Below are 22796 nucleotides of genomic sequence, written 5' to 3' on the forward strand. Positions count from 1 at the left end.
CATGATTAAAGTACTGCTTGTAGATGATCATGAAATGGTGCGGATGGGTGTATCAGCGTATTTATCAACTCAGCCGGATATCGAAGTGGTTGGCGAAGCTGAAAATGGAAGAAAAGGTTCAGAATTAGCATTAGTATTAAAGCCAGATATTATTTTAATGGATCTTGTTATGGATGAAATGGATGGTGTTGAGGCAACGCGTGCCATTATTCAAGAATGGCCGGAAGCAAAAATAGTTGTCGTGACAAGTTTTTTAGATGATGAAAAACTATATCCTGTTATTGAAGCAGGTGCAACGAGCTATTTATTAAAAACATCAAGAGCGAGCGATATCGCAGATGCAGTACGAGCGACTTATGATGGGGAAACAGTACTTGAGCCGAAAGTTACTGGGAAAATGATGTCGCGTATGCGTCAAAAGAAAGAACAGCCACTTCATGAAGATTTAACAGAACGAGAGTTTGAAATCTTATTATTAATTGCAGAGGGAAAGAGTAATCAAGAAATTGCGGATGAGTTATTTATTGCATTAAAAACCGTAAAGACACATGTAAGTAATATATTAAACAAGTTGAATGTAAGCGATCGTACACAGGCTGTTATTTATGCATTTCGACATCAATTAACGAAATAAAATGTGGCTTCCACTGTATATGACTTGTTTCATTGGTGGAAGTTGCCTTTATTCCGCTATTTACGGGCAGTAAGATCTCCACCTCAAAATTCAGTGAAAGCAAAGAGGCTAGGGGTGGAGCAACTGCCCGTAAAAGCCCGATTGGTGAGGGTTAATAATCAGTGGGGGATGAAGAAAACCCCACTGATTAAAGTTTTACGTTATTGACGCATTCGTTTGTAAGCGTTATCATTTGATTGGAAATAGTACATATAAAGGGGGAGATTGTGTATGTTAGTTCAAACAGTATTTGAAATGGGTAAAAATAAAAAGTTAGGAAACTACGTGAATGCATTGCAAGCACTTAAGGTGCAATACGATATTGAAACAGGTTGTATTGCGATAATTGAAGCGACAGAAGAATATTATTTATTTCTAGTAAAACAAACAGATTGCTATGATGTTGTGAAAGTAGAAACAGTTGATACAAACCTTGAGTATTATACGAAAGCGTATAAAATAAGTAGTTTCAATCATACTTCCTACCAAGTGTGAAAAACTCCCTTAATCGGGAGTTTTTCACTAAGACACTTTAGGTTCAGAAGGAGTTTCAGTTAGTGGTATTGGTTTTGTGCTCTTTAATTTTGCGACTACAAGCCCGATTGTTGCTCCAGCAATCGCTGGTAATAACCAACCAATTCCTTCATTATAAAATGGAATGAATTCAAAGTAAGAGGTAATGAATGTAACAGATACATTTCCTTGCTTTAGCCCATCAAACATACTTATTACTGCAGCCCCGATTAAAGCACCAACATAAACAGAACGGTAACCACCAAAGTACTTATGGAGTAATGATAATAGTACGAGTACGATAGCAATTGGATATACAACTAGTAAAATTGGAACAGAGATTGCAATGATTTTTGTTAAGCCTAGGTTTGCTACTAGAAGTCCTAATACACAAATGATACCTGCTATCCCTTTGTAAGAAAATTTTGTAAATAATGTTGAGAAATATTGGCTACATGCTGATACAAGTCCAACGCATGTTGTTAAACAAGCCAGTGTAACGATAACCGCTAATAAGGCAAGGCCATATGGGCCGAATAACTGTTGTACAATAACAGTAAGTAATTGACCGCCATTTTTTGCATATCCAAGTGAAACGCTAGTTACACCTAGCCAGCCAAGTGCTCCATATACGAGTACGAGCCCTGTAGCTGCAATAAGTCCTGCTTTTGTCGTTGCAATTGCAACAGCTTTACGATCTTCTACACCTTTTGAGCGAATTGCATTCACGACGATAATCCCAAATGCAAGTGCCGAGATCGTATCCATTGTTAAATATCCTTCCATAAATCCTTTGAAAATAGGAGAAGTTTGATACTCTTGCATCGCTGGACCTGAATTTCCGAGTGGTGTGAAAACACTTTTTACAAACAATAAGAAAATAGAGAATAGTAAAATAGGTGTTAGCACATTTCCGATACGATCAACGAGTTTAGAAGGATTTAAGCTAAGCCAAAATACGATAGTGAAAAAAATGACCGTATATATAAATAAGGATAAGCTACTAGTACGAATTGTTTCTGGTAAGAAAGAACTAACACCCATTTCGTAAGCGACGTTAGCGACACGTGGAATTCCCATGGAAGGGCCAATTGCAATATATACAACTACTGTAAATGAAATTCCAAATAAAGGGTGAACATGACTTGCAAGTTGTTGCATTCCATTTCCTGAAAGAGAGATTGCAATAACAGTTAATAACGGTAAGCCAACTCCTGTTAGTAAAAACCCGAGCATTGCTGGCCAAAAGTTTTCACCAGCGTTTTGTCCAAGCATTGGAGGGAAAATTAAATTACCTGCTCCAAAAAATAAAGAAAATAGCATAAGACCTGTGAAAAAAACATGTTTTTTTGATACAGTGTTCATTGTGTTTCCTCCTTTTATAAAAATTCATTCGTAAGAACACAAAAAACTCGCCCCTTAAAAAGGGACGAGTTATATTTACCCGCGATACCACCCTAGTTCATACACGTAGAAATACATCTATATGTATGCGGCTTTGCAACGTACAACATGATACGTGTTCCTTGTAACGGGGGACGACCGGTAAGAACTTACTACATCCTTCGGTTCTACTTCTCGGAGATGATTTTCGGTTACGAGCTGAACGTTGGCTTTCAGCAAGATGCCAACTCTCTGGGGAACAGCTTTATATAACGTACTCGTTCTCGTCAATGAATTTTGTTCAAGTATTCTGACAGTATTTTTACATGTTTTTTTCATAAAGTCAATAGATTTTCCGTAAAAAATTTTGAGGGAGTGTATCTATATGAGAAATAGAACGAATAAAATTTGCAAAAGCTTCCTGATCTGTCGGGCCTTCGGAGCGATTTCTGCCCTCTTTAAATGTCAAAAATTTATCTCCTCCATTTGCTAAGAAAGAATTGACTACTACAGAGTATATTTGATCATCGCGTAATGGTGTTCCGTCATCTAATGAAATTGTTTGGACGATGTTATTTTTCCAACTATAACGAATCCCTGAAATTTGTAGCATGCGAGTTTCTTCTTTCCATTGCTCTTGCAAGACGTTTCGAATTTCTTTTCCAGACAAATACATTTTAATTAATTTGTTGCCGAATGGTTGTATGAGGAAGGTATCTTCCCATGTAATTGTTCCTTTTTTTAAATTATGCCGGATGCTCCCAGGATTTACAAAAGCAATATCCGCCTGCATAGTTTGGCGCTGGGCTATTGCGAGAACTGTTCCTAAATTTGATTGGCCGTGTTCATTTTGATTACGAGTTAACTCATGGTCCGTTATTCCGAGTTGTTCCTCTACTTGAGATTGGATTTTTGAGGCGTAAGAATCTATCCAGTTTCTTGTGTGTAAATCAGGAGAAATTGCATTTTGATAGACAGGGACAATTGTTGCAGCTTTTTTCGTAATATCTTTCGTTTTACGATTTAATGTAAAGGTGACGTTTGAAAATGCTTTTCCGTATGAGTAGGCTTGAACAAGCAATTTGCCGTTCACATTTCCATTTATATAGGAGTGGGTATGACCACCAAAAATGATATCAACATCAGGATCTATTTGATTAGCTAAATCAGCTAAAGGTCCATTTGTATTACTTTCTGTCGTATTACCACCTAGGTGGGCAAGAATAACAAATGCATGAATGCCTTTCTTTTGTAGTTGATACACATAAAGATTAATCGAAGAAGCTTCATCTAAAAAACGAATAGAAGACATATCGTTGTACATTGTTAAAAAAGGAGTATCGTTTGTAGAAACGCCGATGAAGGCGATTGGAATCCCATCAATCCATTTAATTATATAGGGGGGGAAGAGTGGTTGATTCGTTTCACTGTATACAATATTTGCGGATATATAAGGAAAGGAGCTACCTGAAAATGAACTTGTTTGTGTAACGGATTCGCCATTAATTAGTTGTTGCAGAGCAATGGGACCCCTATCGAACTCATGGTTTCCTATTGTACCAACATCAAATTGAAGATTATTTAAAAACTCCATCGTTGGTTCATCATGAAAAAGTGCTGAAATCGGAGGACTCCCACCAATCATATCTCCTGTATGAACAAGTAAGGTGTTAGGGTTTTTATCGCGGTAGGATTGAATGTAAGCAGATATGTAATCAGCACGCCCTACAGCTTTATCGTGCAACGCTGAAGTCGTATTTAATTGGCCGTGGAAATCATTGAGGCCGAGAATTTGCACGGATACGTCGGTAGGTGGAGAAGAAGGGGATAGAAAAGAAAAAATTAGTTTGATAAGAAAAGGGAGTAATAAGAAATAGTTCATATTGACACTCCTCAATTAAAATTATTTTAGGGTGTGGATTTTTACTTACTGCCCGTAAAGACCCGATTGGTGAGAGTTGATAATCAGTGAGGGATGAAGAAAAGCCTTACTGATGGACGTTTCACTTTATTGTATGAGAAGTGGAAGGGAATCTTTTGTAAAAAGTACGTAAAAGTATAGAGATTATGTAAAAATTTTTTGAGAAATATGACAATTAGAACAGGAAGGCAGGAATCTTTTTTATTAATAGAGAATAATACTACAATCCACTTGCTGGAAAGAACAAACCAAAAAGAGGTGACGGAAATGCTTGCGATGGGTGTATTGTTCGGAATTATAGTAATTTGTGGTTTCATATGGTTATATTATTCGCGGTCATTTAAACAAGCAGAAGTGTTACTTTTTCAAAAAGGAAGTTTGTTGACAAGTCAATCCAGATACTTAGTATGTCCAAAGTGTGGAAGTGCACAGGCCAGAAGTGGAGGGTATCAAGAATGTTGCAAAATTAGGTTATGAAAGGAGAAAGCCTCACAAAATTATGTGAGGCTTTCTTAAAATTTTGTGGCACTCCAAATAGTCCAACGATCTTGTTCAATAATCGGAGCTATATTGTTTAGTTTAGAGTGAATGTGATGGAGTAATTGAGAAAGTTCATTGTCTGTTAATTCGTATAAAATGGATCGGCCTGTGCGTGGTGATAAATCTTGTAATAATGTTTCAATAGAATCATGGATTTTTCGCACTTCCCACATTGTTTGAAGGGGAAGTGGATACATGCCGTTTTGTGCGATTAGTTGTTGTATGTGCGTTGCTTTTGGTCTTCGCTTTTCCTCTATTTGAATGAGTTTAGGATAGATGGAGAAGAAATACCCACGAATATGTTCTGGGCTTCCTGGAATTGTACAATCTTCAATGGTACGATCTTGAAGAATGAGCATTCCATTTTTCTTTAAGATACGTGAGGCCTCTTGTAAAAATTTCGGGATGTCTTGTAAATGATGGATAACAGCACGAGAAATCACAATATCAAAAGTTTCATTAGCAAATGGCATATGGTGGGCATCACCATGAATAAATGAGATGTTTGGGACAGAAGCGCAATTTTCTGTTGCCGCGTGCAACATTTTTTTTGAGAAATCGAAGCCAATGACTTTGTTAGCTCTCATAAGAGCCAGTTCTTTCGTATAAATACCACCACCGCAGCCGATATCAATTATGTTTTTACCACTTACATCAATTATATTTTGAATCATTTCACACCAAGAGGAATCTGCTTTTCGCGTGGCGTAGGTGTACTTATTATGAGCATCATGAAAATTAATGGACATGTGAAAACCTCCCTTCGTATTTAGTATATCTTATTTCATCATACATAACGTTTTTGTTTCATTTTCAAGAACAATAAGCTTTTCTTATTGTTCTAGATAGGAGGGAAAAAGTTGAAAAGAAAATGGATGTTTTTCTTACTATTTTGTTTATTAGCATCGTGTAGTCAAGTTGAACAAAAAAAGGAGAAAAAACAAGCAGAAGAGACGGTGAATCCTATGCAGGAAAGTATACAAGTAACAATTATACAAAAAGGAAAGCTTGAAAAGGTTTTAAAGCAAGAGGAAGCAAAGAAAGTGGTAGATATTATTAATAAAGCTGAGAAACAACAAATAACAGGGGGTTTTGGAGAACCAGAGTACGAAATCCAAATTGAGAAAAACGGAAAGAAGAAAATATATCGTGCATGGCTAAGAGGGGAATCTCGCCAAGGGTGGCTGCAGGATGAAAAAGAGACGTATATGCTTACAAAATCTGATACAGAGCAACTTTTATCTATACTTCCAGGTGCTACTGAGCAACAAAATGATGATACAAAAGTGAACGCTTTAATAGAAGTGACAAAAAAGGACATGCAAATTACTGCTTTTCATATTAAAACAGATGAGAAAAAAATAAAATACACAGTATTTTATACAATCTCGGATTCTTTATATAAAACTTTAGAAAAAGAAGGGGAGTATTATTTTCAATTGATCTTTCCTGAAAAAATGCAACAGGTAGTCGGAAAGAAAATGAGTGAAACTATTGCAGGAGAAAAAGTTAGAGAAGGATATAAACAATATGAAGTGAATCTTACTGTACCTATAGAGGGGGCATCAACTTCCCAGTTAAAAGCATTAGAAACTTATTATGATCATTATGATTTACAAGTATTGAATCATAAAAAAGAAAAAGTAGGTACGTTTCAAAATATTATTCAAATTGTAAAAGAGTATGGTGAAAAAATGAATTTGCAAAGATAGTCAAAAACTTTCCTAGGAAATGATAATAGAGTGAACCTAAAAGGTTCACTCTATTATTTTGTTTTGGTAGACGGCTCATTTAACGATTTTCGTGTAATAAGATAGGAAATCATAAGAGCAGAAAGAATAATAAGAATAATAAAGAGATGCTTTGGTAACAAATCTAATAGTAAGACATAGCCAACTGTATAAAAGATTAATGCCGAAGCTAAAAAAGAAAGGGCACTAATCATGAAAGATTGTAATCTCATTTTTGTCTACCTCCTTTCGTTATTAGTTTTGGCTAAAATTGGATGAAATAAACGTCATTTTTAATAATTGAACACGCTCTACAAAAAAAGAAATAAGCTATCCAAAATTTTGGTTAGCTTATTTCTTTTTTGGAAAAATATAAAGGTGTATATTTAATTCGTTAGTTTAGTAACAAATAGCGGGATAAATCTAAATCGTTCATATATTTTTCACAAAAACACCATGTTTATAGTGATTAAAATCACAACCTTCCATTTTGGCTTCGTTTACAATAACAATAGACAAGGAAATAGAGGAGTGGGATACAATGTTAAGTGAAAAAACAATGGAAATTGTAAAATCAACAGTACCATTATTACAAGAAAAAGGTGTTGAAATTACGACACGCTTTTATCAAATTATGTTCTCGGAACATCCAGAATTATTAAATATTTTTAACCATACAAATCAGAAAAAAGGAAGACAGCAACAGGCCTTAGCAAGCGCAGTGTATGCAGCAGCAACGTATATTGATAATTTAGAAGTTATTATTCCTGTTGTAAAACAAATTGCTCATAAACATAGAAGTTTAGGAATTAAAGCTGAACATTATCCAATTGTAGGGAAATGTTTACTACAAGCAATTAAAGAGGTTGCAGAAGCACCACAAGAAGTGTTAGATGCTTGGGGAGAAGCGTATGGTGTAATTGCTGATGCATTTATTAGTGTCGAAGCAGGAATGTATGAAGAGGCAGCGGAAAAAGAAGGTGGATGGAAAGATTTCCGTAACTTTATCGTTGTAAAAAAAGAGAAAGAGAGCGACGTAATCACATCATTTTATTTAAAACCAGAAGATGGAGGGAAGCTATCTTCATTCTTACCTGGTCAATATGTAACGATCCAATTAAATATAGAGGGTGAAACATATACACATAATCGTCAATACAGCTTATCAGATGCTTCTGGCAAAGACTATTATCGTATTAGTGTAAAACGAGAAACAGCTACAGAGACACCGGATGGAAAGATATCTAATTATTTACATGATCACATCCAAGAAGGAGATATTCTTCCATTAAGTGCACCAGCAGGAGATTTCGTATTAAATATGGATTCAAACTTACCGGTTGTGTTAATCAGTGGCGGTGTTGGTATTACGCCGATGATGAGTATGTTAAATACATTAATTGAGCAAGCTTCAAATCGTAAGGTATACTTTATTCACGCAGCATTAAATAGCAATGTGCATGCGATGAAAGAGTATGTACAGCAAGTAGCGAGCGACTATGAACAAGTAGAAGCATACACTTGTTACTCTTCGCCAACAGAACAAGACCTACAAATGAAAAACTTTGATAAAGAAGGTTTCATTGATTTAGATTGGCTGCAATCTATCATTCCTACGTCTGAAGCAGAATTTTACTTCTGTGGCCCGGTACCATTTATGAAGCATATTAATGCGGCTTTAGTAGAATGGGGAGTTTCACCTGAACACATTCATTATGAATTTTTCGGACCGGCAGCAAGCTTATCATAAGGCAAACAAAAAAACGAGGTGTTAGTTTACCTCGTTTTTTGTTTGTTCTCGTAACAAGCGATTTACTGTTTCACGACGTACACCGATAAGTTGTCCAATTTCTGTTTGTGTTAATATTTCATAAATGGGAATTCCTCCTAAATAGAGTGCGAACCACTCTTGTAGACGGTGGAGACGTTCTTTTGGAGAAACAGTTGTTAATTGATCGATTCGTTGCTGCATCATTCGCAATTTCGTTTGTAGTTGCATGGCGATGTCAGCATATAATTCTGGATTCTCCTGTAGTTTTTCGTACCATGTATTACATACAATGGGCTGGACCTCTGTCTTAATTAAAGCGATGGCTGTACCATGATATTCTTTCGGTGAAATTAAAGAATGGTGAGGAATTGTCTCACCAGGAACGATAATATTAAATAAAAATGGTGTTCCGTCTTCTTGTAACCGAACGACCTTTAATAGACCAGTTTTAATAAAATATAAAGGTCCTTCTTCACCTTGACGAAATAGTATATCCCCTTTATGTAGAATCAATGTTAGCACCCCATTATTTAGTTCTATTAGTTTATTGTAAGTGACATACATATAAATTCAAATACAAATACAAATACAAATACAAATACAAAAGGTGATGTATATATCCATTTTAATTTTCCAATATATAAATCGTTGCTATGAAGAACAAAATGTGACCGCACTCGTTTTTCTCTTTGCTTTCACTTGGTATGGGGCAAGAAGAGGGGCTGATTGCTTCTATGCATAGTCGGATGATCTCTCTCACTTACAAAGAAAGGTTTTATGTCAGTTTTTCAATTTGTATTTATATTGTTATAAACAGCAATTTTATTGACGAAACGTATGCTATTACAGTAGTATACTATTTAGTGTGTAATAGTACTAGCAATGAATACGCTGTAGGGGGTTTAGTATATTGTTAGATGCGAAAATGACTGATATGAAAATTCCAGCTAATGCTGTCATACATGTGGAAGAGATGAAAGGTGGAGTCGTTCTATCAGTTGAAATAGATGGTCAAATTATTTATACAATGGCTTATGACGAAGAAACGGATAGCTACGCTGAATTGTATGATAGAAATGATAAACGAGCACGTCAAGTACATGAAGATTTTATGGGGTGGTCACTCCTTCACTAAAAGATGTCAATATGACATCTTTTTTTGTTGAATCGATTGATTATACGAATTTATGTAATAAATAGATAAAATTTGTAATAATTGATTTTGCATTGTTAGCATATTGTAAAGGCAAAGTGTCCTTTTTTTCGCTATCATAGAGGTAACAGCCCAGCTATAGGAGTGTGATCACCATGGACAAATTATATATTTCAAATTTGATGTTGTTGTGTGTGTGTACAGTATTATGTTTTATTTTAGGGATGTTTTTGTATTCCTGCGTATGAAAAAACGCATTCTAAAAAGAACGCGTTAGAGGAAAGAACTGATAATCAGTTTAGTTCCAAGAATAAGTAATGTGATACGCAATAAATTGATAATCGCATTACCGCTTAATTTTGTATTAATGTAAGCTCCGATTTTTCCGCCAATCCAAGCGCCTGGAATAAGAATCAATGCATAAATCCAGCTTACATTGCCAAGAGAAATATGAGTCAAAGAACTTACAATTGCTGATAAAAAGACAATAAACATTGAAGTTGCAACAGCAATTTGTGCAGGGAATGCAAAAAGAAGCATCATTGCTGGAACGAGCAATACACCGCCACCAATTCCAAATAATCCAGATATGAAACCAACTACAAATGCGATAATAATCGAAAGAAACGGTGGGAATTGATAATAAACGGTTTTACCTTCAGAATCCGTGAAAGAACGTTTAATAACAGTTGCATTTGAGAGGGAAAGAGGTTTCAATTTATCACGTAACAAGAGAAGGATAGATACAAAAATAAGGAAAATTCCAAAGTATAAAGAGAAAGAATCCTGATTCAAAAATTTGTTTGCCCACGATCCAATAATCCCTCCAGGACCGCTCCCTATAAATAAAATAAGTCCACTTTTATAATCTACTCGCTTATGTTTCATATAAGTAAGAGTAGAGGAGAGACCAGTGAAAACTACGGTCACAATTGATGTTCCAACTGCGAGTTGTGGTGATAAACTATGCAGTCCAATTAGTAAAGGGACGATGATAATTCCTCCGCCAAGCCCTACTAGGCTTCCGACTGTTCCTGCGATTAATCCAATGAAAAGTAACATGATATATTCCAAAATTGCCAACTCCTCTGTATAACTAATCCAACATTCATTATACACACTTTTTGAAAAGAAATAAGATTGTTCACAAAAAAGTCGTCTTCCTAGAAAAATAAGGAAGACGACTTTTGATTAGAAAATTAAATGTAATAGGCAATAGAATAGAGCAGCTAATGAAGCTGAAATTGGAAGTGTAATCACCCATGTAATTAACATGCGCTTTGCAGTTCCCCATTTTACACCTTTTACACGATGTGAAGCACCTACCCCTAAAATAGAAGAAGAGATAACGTGCGTTGTACTAACTGGTAAATGAATAAATGTTGCTCCGAAAATGACAAGAGATGATGATAAATCAGCAGCTACACCGTTTACAGGACGAATTTTCATAATTTGTCCCCCAACAGTTTTAATAATTTTCCATCCACCGACAGAAGTACCAAGACCCATTGCAAGAGCACATGAGAATTGAACCCATAAAGGAATATCTCCAGAATTATGAAGGCCATTTGTCATTAATGCCATTGTAATAATACCCATTGCTTTTTGAGCATCGTTTGTACCATGTGTATAAGCTTGTAGTGCTGCGGTAAACACTTGGAATAAACGGAAGTTTTGATTCGTTTTCGTTAAATTAAAGTTTTTAAAGACAACTTTAAAAATACTATACACGATAAAACCAATAACAAATGCAACGATTGGTGAAATAATTAAAGCTTCAATAATTTTAATAAATCCTTTGAAATTAATTGCACTTAGACCAGCAGCAGCAATTGCAGCACCTGCGATTGCACCAATAATTGCATGCGAAGAACTACTTGGGATTCCATAGTACCAAGTAATTAAGTTCCAAACAATTGCAGCAAGCAGAGCGGCTAAAATAACATATGATCCATGTTCTAAAGCAAAAGGATCAACAATGTCTTTTGTAATTGTTTTTGCTACACCTGTAAATGTCATTGCACCTAAAAAGTTCATAATAGCTGCCATGATAATGGCTTGTCGTGGCTTCAAAGCTTTGGTAGAAACAGCTGTCGCAATGGCGTTTGCTGTGTCATGGAATCCATTAATAAAGTCGAAAGCTAAAGCACAAATGACTATTAAAACAGTTAAAATCAAGACTGTATCCATGATCAAACTCCTTATGCGTTCTTCATAATAATTGTTTCTAATACGTTTGCAACGCTTTGACAGCTATCAGCAACTTCTTCTAGCTCTTCATAAATCTCTTTGAATTGAATGATCTTGATCGGATCTTTTTCACGAGAGAATAAATGTTTAATGGCGTGACGACGAATATCATCACACTGTGATTCGTAATCCTTAATTTTAATTGCATTTGTGCGAATGTCCACTAATTTCTTATTCGACATAAGTTCAACGGAATTTGCAATTTCAATCGCACATTGATTAATTGCCTCCACAAATTTAATCATGTATTCATCTGCCTCTGTAATAGAATACATTTCGAATAAACCTGCACTGTGGTCTAATCCGTCTAGTACATCATCCATGCTCATTGCAAGTTGCAGGATGTCTTCACGTTCAATAGGAGTAATAAACGCTTTGTTTAGCTCCATAATGATTTCGTGAATAAATGAGTCACCTTTTGACTCATATTCTTTCATGCGCATAGAAAATTCTTTTAAATCGCTAGCATTTTTAATTTTATACTCCACGAAAAATTGCGCGCCTTCTTTTAAATTTTCAGAAACATTCATTAACATTTCAGAAAATTTATCTTTTTTAGATTTAAATACCATTATTGTTACCCCCACGAAAAGTAATATATGTAAAATATATTGGCTAGTCAATTCTAACAAAAAACTGTCGGTTTTTAAAACATTTTATCGAAAAGTTTACAAAAACTTAACATAATACATATTGATGCATTAATAATATTAATAACGACTAATGAATATCTTACTTGTAGAATGTCCTTTTCTTGCAAAAAGTATGAATGAGAAAGAAATACTTTACACTTGAAGAACTATTACGTTATTATAATAAATTTAAAAGGAGGGAGTTTCTTCCTTTTTCTGATGAAAGTGTAAATAAATGAAGGAAGTGAATAAATGAAATGGAACAACACTCATTTCAAAAAAATGCTTAAGTGGTTCAACAAGAGGAAGAAATTGCGCAATATATTATTAATTTTTGGCGGTTTTTTCGTTACCCTATTTATTGCGGTAAATATAATGATCTCCATTCAAGACATATCTGCATTAAAACAGGCTGTTCCGCAGCCAACACTTATTTACGATGCAAATAAAGAAGTGGCAGCAAAGCTATCTTCTTCCAAGGCGGAAGGTATTAAAAGAAAAGATATTCCCGATATTATGATTCAAGCGGTTGTAGCAGTAGAGGACAAAGAGTTTTTTAGCCATCATGGTATTGACTATAGTGGGATTATGAGTGCCATATTAAAAAATATTACGGCGGGAGAAGTAGTTGCTGGTGGCAGTACAATTACACAACAGCTTGCGAAAAATGTATTTTTAACACAAGAACGTACATTTTCACGTAAGTTTAAAGAGTATTTTTTGACGAAGAAGATAGAGCGTACGTATACAAAAGATGAAATTATTGAAATGTATATGAATCAAATTTATTTTGGTGAAGGAGCTTGGGGGATAAAAAAAGCAGCGAAATCATATTTCGATAAAGAAGTAAAAGATTTAACAATAGCAGAAGCTGCGACAATAGCAGGATTAATTAAGGCACCATCAACCTATTCACCATATAAAAATTTTAATAAGTCAATTGAAAGACGGAATGTTGTTTTAGCACTAATGAAAGAGCAAGGGTATATTACAGAAAATCAATACAAGAAAGAGCAAGAGACAGGCCTTGCATTACGACGAGGTGTTGATGATAAGTATAAAGGAAAATATTCGCAATATGTGGATTATATTGTACGTGAGGCAATGGAGAAATATGAATTGACGCAAAATGAAATTTTAGCTGGTGGATATCGTATTTATACAGAGCTTGATCCGAAAAAACAACAAGCAGTAGAAGATGTTGTGAATAATGACAATTATTTCCAAGAAAGTAACGCTGATCAGCTTATGCAAACGGGCGTTGTTTTGATGGACCCGAAAACTGGTGGTGTACCCGCACTAGTCGGCGGGAGGGGGACGTATCAATTTTTGCAATTTAACCATGCAACGCAATTAAAAAGGCAACCTGGTTCAACCCTAAAACCTTTTGCCGTATATATACCAGCATTAGAACAAGGATATGAAGTATATGATGTTTTAAAAGATGAGCCGCTTAATATAAAAGATTATGCGCCCCAAAATAGTGATCATGCTTTTCATGGTGATGTTACCATGTATGAAGCGATTGCTAAGTCCTATAATGTACCAGCTGTTTGGTTGTTAGAACAAATTGGATTGGAAAAAGGTTTGAAGTCATTAGAGCGTTTTGGTATCCCACTACAAGCAGAAGACCGTACTCTTCCTATTGCTTTAGGGGGAATGCATACTGGAACTTCTCCATTTGTAATGGCTCAAGCTTACGCTACTTTTGCTAACGATGGTATACAAGTTGAAGGGCATGCAATCCGGGAAATACAGAATGCTGAGGGAGAAACAGTTGGGAAATGGTATAAAAAAGAAACCCGTGTAACGAGTGAGAAAGTTGCTCAAAAAATGACGTACTTATTAAAGGGTGTTGTTGAAAAAGGAACGGGTGAAAAAGCAAAGGTGAAAAATATTGATACTGCTGGAAAAACGGGAACCACTCAGCTTGTGGATGGTCCAAGCAGCGGAGCGAAAGATTCTTGGTTTGTTGGCTATACACCGGATTTAGTGGGGGCTATTTGGATAGGATATGATAAAACAGACAGTGAGCATTATGTGCCAGGTGGTAGTCAAATTACAACGACAATGTTTCGAGATATTATGAAAAAAGCTGATGAAAACCCTAGTCAAAAAGCATTTCAATTATCGCTTATATCAGAAGCTGACTATTCGAAACAATTAAAGACAATTGAAGAAGAAAAGAGAAGAAAAGAAGAAGAGAAAAAGCGTCAAGAAGAAGAAAAACAGAGAAGAGAACAACAAAAAGAATGGATTGATAAAGTAAAAGAGTGGATTCCATTTTTGTAAAAATAAAAAGAGGCGAATGATTATATTCGTCTCTTTTTTTATGAAGGGAAAAAAATTTTTAGCAAGTGTATTATTGTTCGTTGAGACGAATGATTACGTTGGAATGGGATTGTGAAGTGTAAATAATGGAAATTGTTCCTTTGCTAATTGGCTCATAAGGTAGGTCTTCTTCGTATTTTCCAATATTTTTATTGTGAATGGATAATGTGATTTCATCGATTTTCCGATTTTTATATTGTTCTTTAATTTTTTTAGCAATCTGATTCAGGTCATGATGGGAAGCAGCTTCTGTAATAATCATTCCTTTGATAACTTTTTTTTCTTTAGATGAGGAAGAGGATAGAGGGACTGTATTTTGTTTTGCATATAGTAGCTCATATGGAGCTATATTGCTGTTTTCTGCTGCTTTTGATGTAGCCGTATATTCTAAAGTTAAAAAGAATGCTGAGCATAAAAATATACATGACATAAGGGAAATCCAAAAGCGTATTGACAATAAGACTTTCATTTTCATCCCTCTTTCATATCATTGTCTTCTTTATCTATCATACAAAATAAGCGTTAAGCTAGAGTAAATTTGAAGTAAAGAAACGTAAAGAAGGAAATCAAATATTTAAGATGAGATGAATAGCATCTAGTTATTTCTTACTGTGTATGTATGTTAGATTTGGAATGGAGGAAGAGACAGCAGTTAGAAAAGTGAAAAAAGAAACAGGAATAGACATTGAACGAATTAAGCTTTGTGGCATTTCTCATGAAAGAGGAAAAGGAAGAGATAATACATATTGTTTAGGGGAATGGATTGGCGGGGAGCTAATGACGTGTGCTGAAAGTTTATAAATCGTATATTTTGAATATATTTATTTGATTATATCAGTGGGGCTTCATCCCCACTGATTATTTTTAGGGAGATGCTATAAGCCAGCCCCTTTTTGCGCTAATGGAATTGAGATGATAAATGTTGTTCCGTTTTCATTACTAGAAACTTTTAAAGTTCCATTGTGATTTTGAATGATTTTTCTTGTTACTGATAATCCGAGTCCAGTTCCTGCATCTTTTGTAGAGAAGAATGGATCAAATATATAGTCTTGAATCGCTGGAGGAATACCAGTTCCATTGTCTTGGAAAGTAATGCGAGCAAAATTATCCAAACGATGACTAGTGATTTGAATGGACAAAGGTTTATCACTTTTTGCATCCACAGCATTTTGAAATAAGTTTAGGAAAACTTGAACGAGCTCATGTCGATCAATATTCACTAATATGTCTTCTAAATCGGAGGACAAATTATATTCAATAGAAATGTTATGCAAAAATACTTCACTAGCTAGTAGCTGTTGGATATATTCACGTAAAAAAGTATTGATGGGAAATGGTTCTCTTTTAAATTCGTGTGCTTTTGAAATAGATAAAAATTTCGTAATGATACTATTGGCACGATCTAATTCAGGAATGAGTAAATTTTGAAAAAGCTCTTTATTAGAAGGTGAAACACTTTCTTGTAAAAATTGTAAATAACCGCGTACTGTTGTAAGTGGATTACGAACTTCATGTGCAATTCCAGCTGCAATTCGACCTGCTAATGCAAGTTTTTCGGCATCACGTTCGGTATTTAAATAATGAAAGACACTAATCACACGGAAGATCTCTCCATTATAGTCACGAATAATTCGGTTATTAGAAATTCCATAATTTGTATCTAACACCTCTTCGTTATAAATTTCTTTTCCGCTTCTTAATGTTTCTAATGCCTTAATTTTTTCTTCAGGTAGGTTTAATAACTGTTGAATCGGTTTGCCGATGATATCGCTCCGTGATATTCCGAAATCATCTGTTGCAGATTGATTACATAATGTAATGATGCCTTTATTGTCAATAAAGGTGACATGATGCGAAAATGCATCAAAAATATGAACAAAGTGCTTTTCAAGTTGCTCAAATAGAAATAAGGAATCGCAAGTTAGTACAAGGTTTGATTCTCTCTCTTGCTTTGGTATGCGATTGATGGAATGAGAAGTCCCTTTTTTATGTAACTGTAAACCTAGTTGTGAGTTTTTATATGTAAAATGATGTGGTAGTTGATTCACCAACTGCTCATAAAACTGTACTTTTCTTTCTAATTCTTTTATTTGCTTTTCATGAGATAAAGTAGTATCCTCTTGAATCATAAATAAATAACTCCTCAATTTAAAAATTCTTCCATCTAGTATATCATATTTTATAAAGATGCTCTTGAAGAAGATTGAAACTTTGTTAATTAGGTGTGTACGGATTTATAGAAATGGGATAAGGAGGGGAAAAGGTGATTTCTATTGGATTAACAGGATGGGGAGATCATGATTCTTTATATGCAGATTCCTATGAAAATAGAAATAAATTGCGAACATATAGTGAGTATTTCCCTATTGTTGAAGTAGATAGTTCATTTTATGCTATGCAACCGGTTCGAAATTATATGAAATGGGCGGGGGAAACGCCAAAAAATTTTTCGTTTGTTGTTAAAGCGTATCAAGGGATGACGGGACATATGCAAGGAGAGATTCCATTTTTAAATATTGATGAGATGTTTGAAATATTTAAACAATCGATTATTCCGCTTCAAGAAGCGCATAAATTAAAGGCGATATTATTCCAATATCCACCTTGGTTTGATTGTCAGAAGAAAAATGTAGATTTACTTCGTTATACAAAAGAAAAGATGGAAGGCTTACCGTGTGCCATAGAGTTCCGAAATCAAACGTGGTTTCATCCTAGTATGCATGATAAAACGTTGCAATTTTTAGAACAGGAAGAATGGATTCATACGATCTGTGATGAACCACAAGCTGGCATTGGTTCTGTTCCACTTGTATTAGAAGCAACTCATCCTGAAATGGCACTGATACGCTTTCATGGTCGTAATATTCATGGATGGCTTGATAAAGGAGAAAATTGGCGAGCAGTTCGCTGCTTATATCGTTATAATAAACAAGAGCTAGAAGAATGGACAGAGCGATTACATACATTGCAGAAAAAGACAAAAAACATATATGTACTATTTAATAATAATTCAGGCGGGGATGCTGCTGATAATGCAAAACAACTTATGGAGATGATGCATATTACATACGGCGAACCAAAACCGGAGCAACTCAATTTATTTGAATAAACGCAAAAAAGAAAAACACTGTACAAACAGGGGGAATGTACAGTGTTTTTCTATATGAAAAAGAGGGGTAACAATGTTACTGAGCGTTTGGTTGATTCATCAATTGTTGGCTTCTTAATAAATGATAATGGTTATCATTATCGTTGTCAATATTTTTTCGTAAATAAAATAAAAAACTTGATGTTTATGTGGAAATAGCCTGGTGTGAGTTTTGAATAAAGTTTAACAGTACTCCAACAGAAGTCCCATTCCTCAAGCACGTGTAGGGCATAGCCCAGGTGGTAGGGAGGGGATGAATGTTGGTCGTGCATAGCACGAAGTTTCTATTTCCTTTTTATGTAACTTTGTGTATACTAGCAGAAAAGGGAACGTACATTCTATTTCGTGTTTAGGAATCTGAAAAACTATATCGAAAAAAGGGGGAGGGGATGACAATGTTGCTAAGCCAAAAATACGAGATTTTCCCACCAAAGAACAAAAAGAAACGTTAGATGGTTGGCTACAATATTGTCGTCAAGCTTATAACTCTGCTTTTTTAGATAAACAAAGAAAATATAAGGAAAACAAACGATTGTATACACGTTCTGATATGCAAAAGCAACAAGTAATCGATAAGAAGAGGTATCCTTTTCTCAAAGAAGTGCCATCACAGCCCTTACAAGAAGTATTTTTACGATTGGAAAAGGCATATGATGGCTTTTTTCGTGGGGATGCCAACTATCCAAAATTGAAAAAGTATAAAGACTATAATAGTTTCACTTTTCCTCAATTTGGATTCAAACCGAACGGGAAACACCGCTTTGCGATGTCATTTGCAGAGAACGGAAAATTATATAACAAACGATTAGGGGAAATGGATATCCATCTGCATCGTCCAATAGAAGGAACCATTAAACAATTGATTATAAAACGCCAATCTAAGAGATGGTACGCTATTTTTAGTGTCGAAAGACAAGTTGTACCTTCCTCTATTACGATAGAAAATGCGATTGGTATAGATGTGGGACTGAATAAATATGCTGCTCTTTCCAATGAAACCGTATTTGAAAATCCAAGATTTCTTCTGCAAAAAGAAAAGCTACTGAAGAAAGCGTAGCGTAACCTTTCGAAGAAAAAGAAAGGCTCTGCGAACTATAAGAAACAAGTAGAACGGATTCGGAGCCTTCACGAAAAGGTAGCGAACCAAAGAAAAGATTTTTTGCATAAATTAAGTTATCATCTAACGCAAGTGTATTCGATGATTTGTATAGAAAATCTCGATATCCGAAATATGGTTCGGAATCGGAAAGTATCGAAGTCGATTTCGGATGCGGGCTGGGGTGCTTTTCGCAGGATGCTTTTGTATAAGTGCAAGAAATTTGGAGGCCTACTTGTGAAAGTAGATCCAGCATACACATCGCAAGATTGTTCTGGTTGTGGAAATCGTGTGAAAAAATCACTTTCTATTCGGACGCATATTTGTGCAAAGTGTGGAACGGTATTAGACAGGGATCATAATGCAAGTCTAAACATTTTGCGAAAAGGGTTAGAACAATTACTTGTGAGAACGACTGAAGACTGAAACTGTAGGGCAAGGTTGTGTCCAAACAGTATAAACGACGCCTGTGGAGAGTATGTAAGACTGCTTGGATTCTCAAGCAGCAACGCTCTATGAAACAGGAAGCCCCTTCTTCAAACGACTCGTAAGAGTGTTAAGAAGGGGTCATTCACTTGAAAGTGGTAAACAAGCTGAAGAAATATTAAGGAATCAACGTGCAGACGTAACAGCAATCGGAAGGCCTTTATTAGTAAATCCATTTTGGAGCGTCAACGCATCGAAAAGTTTAAAAGTTTAAAAGTTTAAAAGTTGAAATAGATGGTCCTGGTGTATATAAGAAGTATTGGTACGCTTAATGTGTATTTAAAACAAAGCTTAACCGTTTGCAATAAAGTTGTATGGTTTATAAAAAAGAACAGCGATTAGCGCTGTTCTTTTTTTATTACATATTGTTGTAAATCAAAAGGAGTGATTTCTTGAATAAACTCCTTCGAGATAAGTGATTGAACGAGTGTACTTTCTGAGATTGTAGCACCTGTTTTCTTTTGATAAGCCTGTTTTAATAAACCAAGTTTTTCTGCTATTTCTTTTGGTAATTCAATTGTTAATGTGTTCATAATTTCTCCCCCTTGTTATTAGAGTACCACTACAATATAGGAGAAACAAGAAAAGAGAATATGAAACATAAAAAAGGTTACCAAGTTTAAAGTTGGTAACCTTTTTTATGTATAAGAACCATGGCTGTTTTTTATGCAATACCGATATATTTTAAAGTTTTTGATGGGGTACTATGATCAAAGAAGTGTTGTAAAAATGCAATATCAACACCAGATTTATATGCACAATATCCCCAAGTTTTTCGAAGTGTATGTGAGCTAATCCCTTCTAAACCAACTTCTTTTGCAGCTTTGTTTAAAATATACCATGCATGCTGTCTTGTAATGGATTTTGTTCCTTTTTGAGACTTTAATAATGGTTCATTTCGTTTCCATGTTTTACGTTCTCTCATATAATCTTCGATTGCATGCTGTAAGTCTTCGTTTACAGCGAACCATTTATGTTTTTTAACTTTTTCATTGTAAAATAAAATGGAGTGACGAACATTTTCATTCTCATCGATGACATCACCAACTTTTAATTGTAAAATCTCGCTTACTTTTAGACCGGAATTTACAGCTAATACGAATAATAAGCCATCACGTTTCGAAGATTGTAAAAGTATATTTTTGATTTTTTCTAATTGTTTTTCGTTTTGAATAGGTTGTCCTGCTTGTTTCATTTCACGCACTCTCCTCTTTTATATGTGTAAAGGAAAGGATTAACTTGTTTACTACTATAAAGGGAGAGTGTGAATTTCATGTGAACTCCTCGTGAAATTAAGACAAATTATTTGACTTCTTTTATTTTTTGTAAATCAAAATAAAAGACGACACTATCATTGGTATTATATACACCATATTTGGCATGGTGAAGTTCCAAAATGTTTTTTACAATTGATAAACCAAGTCCAGTTCCTCCAGTATGGCGGCTACGGGAAGCGTCTAGACGATAGAAGCGATCCCATATTTTTTGTAAACTTTCCTCTGGGATTGGATTGCCAGTGTTCTCAATTTCCACTTTTACTTTTTCTTCATCTTCTATGACGTGAATACGAATTTCTTTACCATCAGGTGTATAGCGAATTGCATTGCTGAGTAAATTCACAACAACTTGCTCAATGCGATTGCGATTTGCTTCAACATATATAGAGGGATTTGCATCGATTTCTACTTGTAATTGTTTTTCTTCCATACTAAATAATAGCTTCGTATACACTTGTTGGACAAGTTCACCAAGTGAAAAAGTATTCATTTCTAGTTTATACGTGCCAGATTCTAGTTTTGCTAATTCTAGCATTTCGACGATGAGTCGATTCATGTTTTCCGTTTCCTCTAAAATCACATCCGTATAGTATGTGTTATCTTTGCTGACGCCATCTTTAATACCTTCTGTAAAGCTTCTAATAACACTTAGTGGTGTTTTTAATTCATGAGATACGCCAGAAATAAATTCTTTTCTAGTTTTTTCTAATTGGCGTTCTCGTTCGATATCTTGCTGTAATTTTGTATTTGCAATGTTTAATCGATCGATTCGATCTTTTAAGTTTACTGATAATGTATTAATACTACTAGATAAACCGCCAATTTCATCATCTACTGAAACGGGTAACTTTTCGGTGAAATCAAAATTAGCCATTTTTTTTGTGACTCGGTTCATTTTAATAAGCGGTTTAACAATGATTTTTGAATAATAAAAGGATAATAAAATAATGACGAGAAATACGACAATTAAGGCATAAACGTAATAATCTTTTAAAACGAGCATTGCTTCATTAACAGGCTGTAAGGAGGTCATCGTAAAAGCAAATTCTTTAATTTTACCGTTTTCGATGACTGGCTTTACAAAAATTTGACTTTTTCCATTCTCCTCTTCTCCGATTGTAAATGTTGTCAATTCATTTGAATTTGTTTTACCTAGTATCACAGATAGTTCCCAGCGCTGAATTCCTTGCAATGTCTCTAAATTATTTGCGAGACGAAGGTCGTTTTTTGAAGGAAGGTGTATTTTGGATACAATCCCTTCAAATGTATGGACGACAGGTCCTGTGTCTTTTGCATATTTATTTTTCTTAGCGTTTGTCCAATCAATATTGAATAATGTAAAGTCAGAAATGATGTTATCATTTTTCCATGTATTATAAGGAGTCCTAATCTTAACAGGTATAACTATATCTTTTTTAAAAATTCCATCTATGATAATAACATCATTACTTTTTAACTGTAAATTCATAAACTTCGTATATTCATCGATTGTTAAAATATTGTTGAGTGGAATGGAATACGATTTATTTGATTTATCCACAATCTCAATATAGTAATTATTTTCATCTTTTATAATTCCATTTGGATCTAAGAAAACGACGTCAGCGTTTGTTTTTTCGTGAAATTCTTGTTTGAGCTTTCTTATTTCCTCAAATGTTCCCTCACTCTTTTCATAACTTGATAAAAACTTTTCAAAGGCAGTTTGGACAGTGTGAACCTTCTTATTAATATAAAATGTTTCTAAAAACAATGATTGCCCAATGAAAAAAAGGAGGAAGGTAACAGTAAATAATGTTGATGTTAATAAAAATAGTTTAAAGACAATACTTCTTTTTTTCACTTCTTCACCTCATAAAAGAATATTCGCATAAGTATTTTCTTTATTATAACAA

Annotated in this window: 23 protein-coding genes, 1 pseudogene and 1 other annotated feature; of the genes and pseudogenes, 11 read left to right on the forward strand and 13 right to left on the reverse strand. The window is 34.7% G+C overall.

Annotation, left to right across the window (positions count from 1 at the left end; genetic code table 11):
* Position 1: 1 nt before the first annotated feature.
* Positions 2 to 634: a response regulator transcription factor gene (locus tag NSQ40_RS07725; protein WP_341286087.1), complete on the forward strand. Its 633-nt coding sequence runs from the start codon at positions 2 to 4 to the stop codon at positions 632 to 634.
* 270 nt (positions 635 to 904) lie between these two features.
* A complete protein-coding gene (locus NSQ40_RS07730; RefSeq protein WP_003196240.1) occupies positions 905 to 1168 on the forward strand; it encodes a DUF3992 domain-containing protein in 264 nt (87 codons plus the stop codon).
* A 27-nt stretch (positions 1169 to 1195) separates the two neighbouring features.
* Here the strand turns inward: NSQ40_RS07730 and brnQ3 are convergent, their stop codons facing one another.
* Both brnQ3 and NSQ40_RS07740 read right to left on the reverse strand, forming a co-directional pair.
* Positions 1196 to 2551, reverse strand: a complete 1356-nt coding sequence (gene brnQ3 / locus NSQ40_RS07735; RefSeq protein ID WP_003206476.1) for a branched-chain amino acid transport system II carrier protein BrnQ3 — start codon at positions 2549 to 2551, stop codon at positions 1196 to 1198.
* A 57-nt stretch (positions 2552 to 2608) separates the two neighbouring features.
* Positions 2609 to 2869, reverse strand: a binding site (T-box leader).
* 43 nt (positions 2870 to 2912) lie between these two features.
* Positions 2913 to 4451 (reverse strand): bifunctional metallophosphatase/5'-nucleotidase, encoded by a 1539-nt coding sequence (locus NSQ40_RS07740; RefSeq protein ID WP_041488325.1) that lies wholly within the window; start codon positions 4449 to 4451, stop codon positions 2913 to 2915.
* Positions 4452 to 4757: 306 nt separating this feature from the next.
* Here NSQ40_RS07740 and NSQ40_RS07745 point away from each other — a divergent pair, with 306 nt between their 5' ends.
* Positions 4758 to 4967, forward strand: a complete 210-nt coding sequence (locus tag NSQ40_RS07745) for a hypothetical protein (RefSeq protein ID WP_016114037.1) — start codon at positions 4758 to 4760, stop codon at positions 4965 to 4967.
* 35 nt (positions 4968 to 5002) lie between these two features.
* Here NSQ40_RS07745 and NSQ40_RS07750 read toward each other — a convergent pair whose 3' ends face one another.
* Positions 5003 to 5779, reverse strand: coding sequence for a class I SAM-dependent methyltransferase (locus tag NSQ40_RS07750; RefSeq protein ID WP_003206471.1), 777 nt, complete (start codon positions 5777 to 5779; stop codon positions 5003 to 5005).
* A gap of 126 nt (positions 5780 to 5905) precedes the next feature.
* Between NSQ40_RS07750 and NSQ40_RS07755 the strand changes: the two genes are divergently transcribed.
* The gene (locus NSQ40_RS07755) at positions 5906 to 6742 is read left to right on the forward strand and encodes a hypothetical protein (protein WP_003196248.1); all 837 of its coding nucleotides are present in this window, start codon (positions 5906 to 5908) and stop codon (positions 6740 to 6742) included.
* A gap of 53 nt (positions 6743 to 6795) precedes the next feature.
* Here NSQ40_RS07755 and NSQ40_RS07760 read toward each other — a convergent pair whose 3' ends face one another.
* Entirely contained in the window at positions 6796 to 6993 is a 198-nt protein-coding gene (locus tag NSQ40_RS07760) for a hypothetical protein (RefSeq protein WP_016131282.1), read from the reverse strand.
* 308 nt (positions 6994 to 7301) lie between these two features.
* On the opposite strand from NSQ40_RS07760, the gene hmpA reads away from it, so the two are divergent.
* Entirely contained in the window at positions 7302 to 8510 is a 1209-nt protein-coding gene (gene hmpA, locus NSQ40_RS07765; protein WP_033796002.1) for an NO-inducible flavohemoprotein, read from the forward strand.
* Between the two features lie 21 nt (positions 8511 to 8531).
* Here the strand turns inward: hmpA and NSQ40_RS07770 are convergent, their stop codons facing one another.
* A complete protein-coding gene (locus NSQ40_RS07770) occupies positions 8532 to 9044 on the reverse strand; it encodes a Crp/Fnr family transcriptional regulator (RefSeq protein ID WP_018764236.1) in 513 nt (170 codons plus the stop codon).
* Between the two features lie 397 nt (positions 9045 to 9441).
* On the opposite strand from NSQ40_RS07770, the gene NSQ40_RS07775 reads away from it, so the two are divergent.
* Positions 9442 to 9666, forward strand: coding sequence for a hypothetical protein (locus tag NSQ40_RS07775; protein WP_003196257.1), 225 nt, complete (start codon positions 9442 to 9444; stop codon positions 9664 to 9666).
* A gap of 291 nt (positions 9667 to 9957) precedes the next feature.
* Here the strand turns inward: NSQ40_RS07775 and NSQ40_RS07780 are convergent, their stop codons facing one another.
* The 3 genes from NSQ40_RS07780 to NSQ40_RS07790 form a co-directional block, all read right to left on the reverse strand.
* Positions 9958 to 10758, reverse strand: coding sequence for a sulfite exporter TauE/SafE family protein (locus tag NSQ40_RS07780; RefSeq protein ID WP_033796001.1), 801 nt, complete (start codon positions 10756 to 10758; stop codon positions 9958 to 9960).
* 117 nt (positions 10759 to 10875) lie between these two features.
* Entirely contained in the window at positions 10876 to 11874 is a 999-nt protein-coding gene (locus NSQ40_RS07785) for an inorganic phosphate transporter (RefSeq protein WP_003196261.1), read from the reverse strand.
* Positions 11875 to 11885: 11 nt separating this feature from the next.
* Positions 11886 to 12506 (reverse strand): DUF47 domain-containing protein, encoded by a 621-nt coding sequence (locus NSQ40_RS07790; RefSeq protein WP_000231447.1) that lies wholly within the window; start codon positions 12504 to 12506, stop codon positions 11886 to 11888.
* 312 nt (positions 12507 to 12818) lie between these two features.
* Here NSQ40_RS07790 and NSQ40_RS07795 point away from each other — a divergent pair, with 312 nt between their 5' ends.
* Positions 12819 to 14858, forward strand: a complete 2040-nt coding sequence (locus tag NSQ40_RS07795) for a transglycosylase domain-containing protein (RefSeq protein ID WP_341286088.1) — start codon at positions 12819 to 12821, stop codon at positions 14856 to 14858.
* A 70-nt stretch (positions 14859 to 14928) separates the two neighbouring features.
* On the opposite strand, the gene NSQ40_RS07800 is transcribed toward NSQ40_RS07795, so the two are convergent.
* A complete protein-coding gene (locus NSQ40_RS07800; protein WP_033796000.1) occupies positions 14929 to 15366 on the reverse strand; it encodes a hypothetical protein in 438 nt (145 codons plus the stop codon).
* 146 nt (positions 15367 to 15512) lie between these two features.
* Between NSQ40_RS07800 and NSQ40_RS07805 the strand changes: the two genes are divergently transcribed.
* Positions 15513 to 15698: an ADP-ribose pyrophosphatase gene (locus NSQ40_RS07805; RefSeq protein ID WP_050775666.1), complete on the forward strand. Its 186-nt coding sequence runs from the start codon at positions 15513 to 15515 to the stop codon at positions 15696 to 15698.
* Between the two features lie 74 nt (positions 15699 to 15772).
* Here NSQ40_RS07805 and NSQ40_RS07810 read toward each other — a convergent pair whose 3' ends face one another.
* On the reverse strand, positions 15773 to 17026 hold the full coding sequence (locus NSQ40_RS07810; protein ID WP_003196267.1) for an ATP-binding protein: 1254 nt from the start codon (positions 17024 to 17026) through the stop codon (positions 15773 to 15775).
* 134 nt (positions 17027 to 17160) lie between these two features.
* Here NSQ40_RS07810 and NSQ40_RS07815 point away from each other — a divergent pair, with 134 nt between their 5' ends.
* The 3 genes and pseudogenes from NSQ40_RS07815 to NSQ40_RS07825 all read left to right on the forward strand — a co-directional run bounded on the left by NSQ40_RS07815 (position 17161) and on the right by NSQ40_RS07825 (position 19841).
* On the forward strand, positions 17161 to 18006 hold the full coding sequence (locus NSQ40_RS07815) for a DUF72 domain-containing protein (protein ID WP_003196269.1): 846 nt from the start codon (positions 17161 to 17163) through the stop codon (positions 18004 to 18006).
* A gap of 428 nt (positions 18007 to 18434) precedes the next feature.
* A pseudogene (locus NSQ40_RS07820) lies at positions 18435 to 19567 on the forward strand (RNA-guided endonuclease InsQ/TnpB family protein).
* 64 nt (positions 19568 to 19631) lie between these two features.
* The gene (locus tag NSQ40_RS07825) at positions 19632 to 19841 is read left to right on the forward strand and encodes a hypothetical protein (RefSeq protein WP_224796169.1); all 210 of its coding nucleotides are present in this window, start codon (positions 19632 to 19634) and stop codon (positions 19839 to 19841) included.
* A 124-nt stretch (positions 19842 to 19965) separates the two neighbouring features.
* Here NSQ40_RS07825 and NSQ40_RS07830 read toward each other — a convergent pair whose 3' ends face one another.
* The 3 genes from NSQ40_RS07830 to NSQ40_RS07840 form a co-directional block, all read right to left on the reverse strand.
* Positions 19966 to 20160, reverse strand: a complete 195-nt coding sequence (locus NSQ40_RS07830; protein WP_003206602.1) for a DUF3924 family protein — start codon at positions 20158 to 20160, stop codon at positions 19966 to 19968.
* Positions 20161 to 20291: 131 nt separating this feature from the next.
* A complete protein-coding gene (locus NSQ40_RS07835) occupies positions 20292 to 20822 on the reverse strand; it encodes a tyrosine-type recombinase/integrase (protein ID WP_018764243.1) in 531 nt (176 codons plus the stop codon).
* Between the two features lie 107 nt (positions 20823 to 20929).
* A complete protein-coding gene (locus tag NSQ40_RS07840; RefSeq protein ID WP_098100771.1) occupies positions 20930 to 22744 on the reverse strand; it encodes a sensor histidine kinase in 1815 nt (604 codons plus the stop codon).
* Positions 22745 to 22796: the final 52 nt, after the last annotated feature.

Source organism: Bacillus sp. FSL K6-6038, from assembly GCF_038050455.1.
Taxonomy (GTDB): domain Bacteria; phylum Bacillota; class Bacilli; order Bacillales; family Bacillaceae_G; genus Bacillus_A; species Bacillus_A pseudomycoides.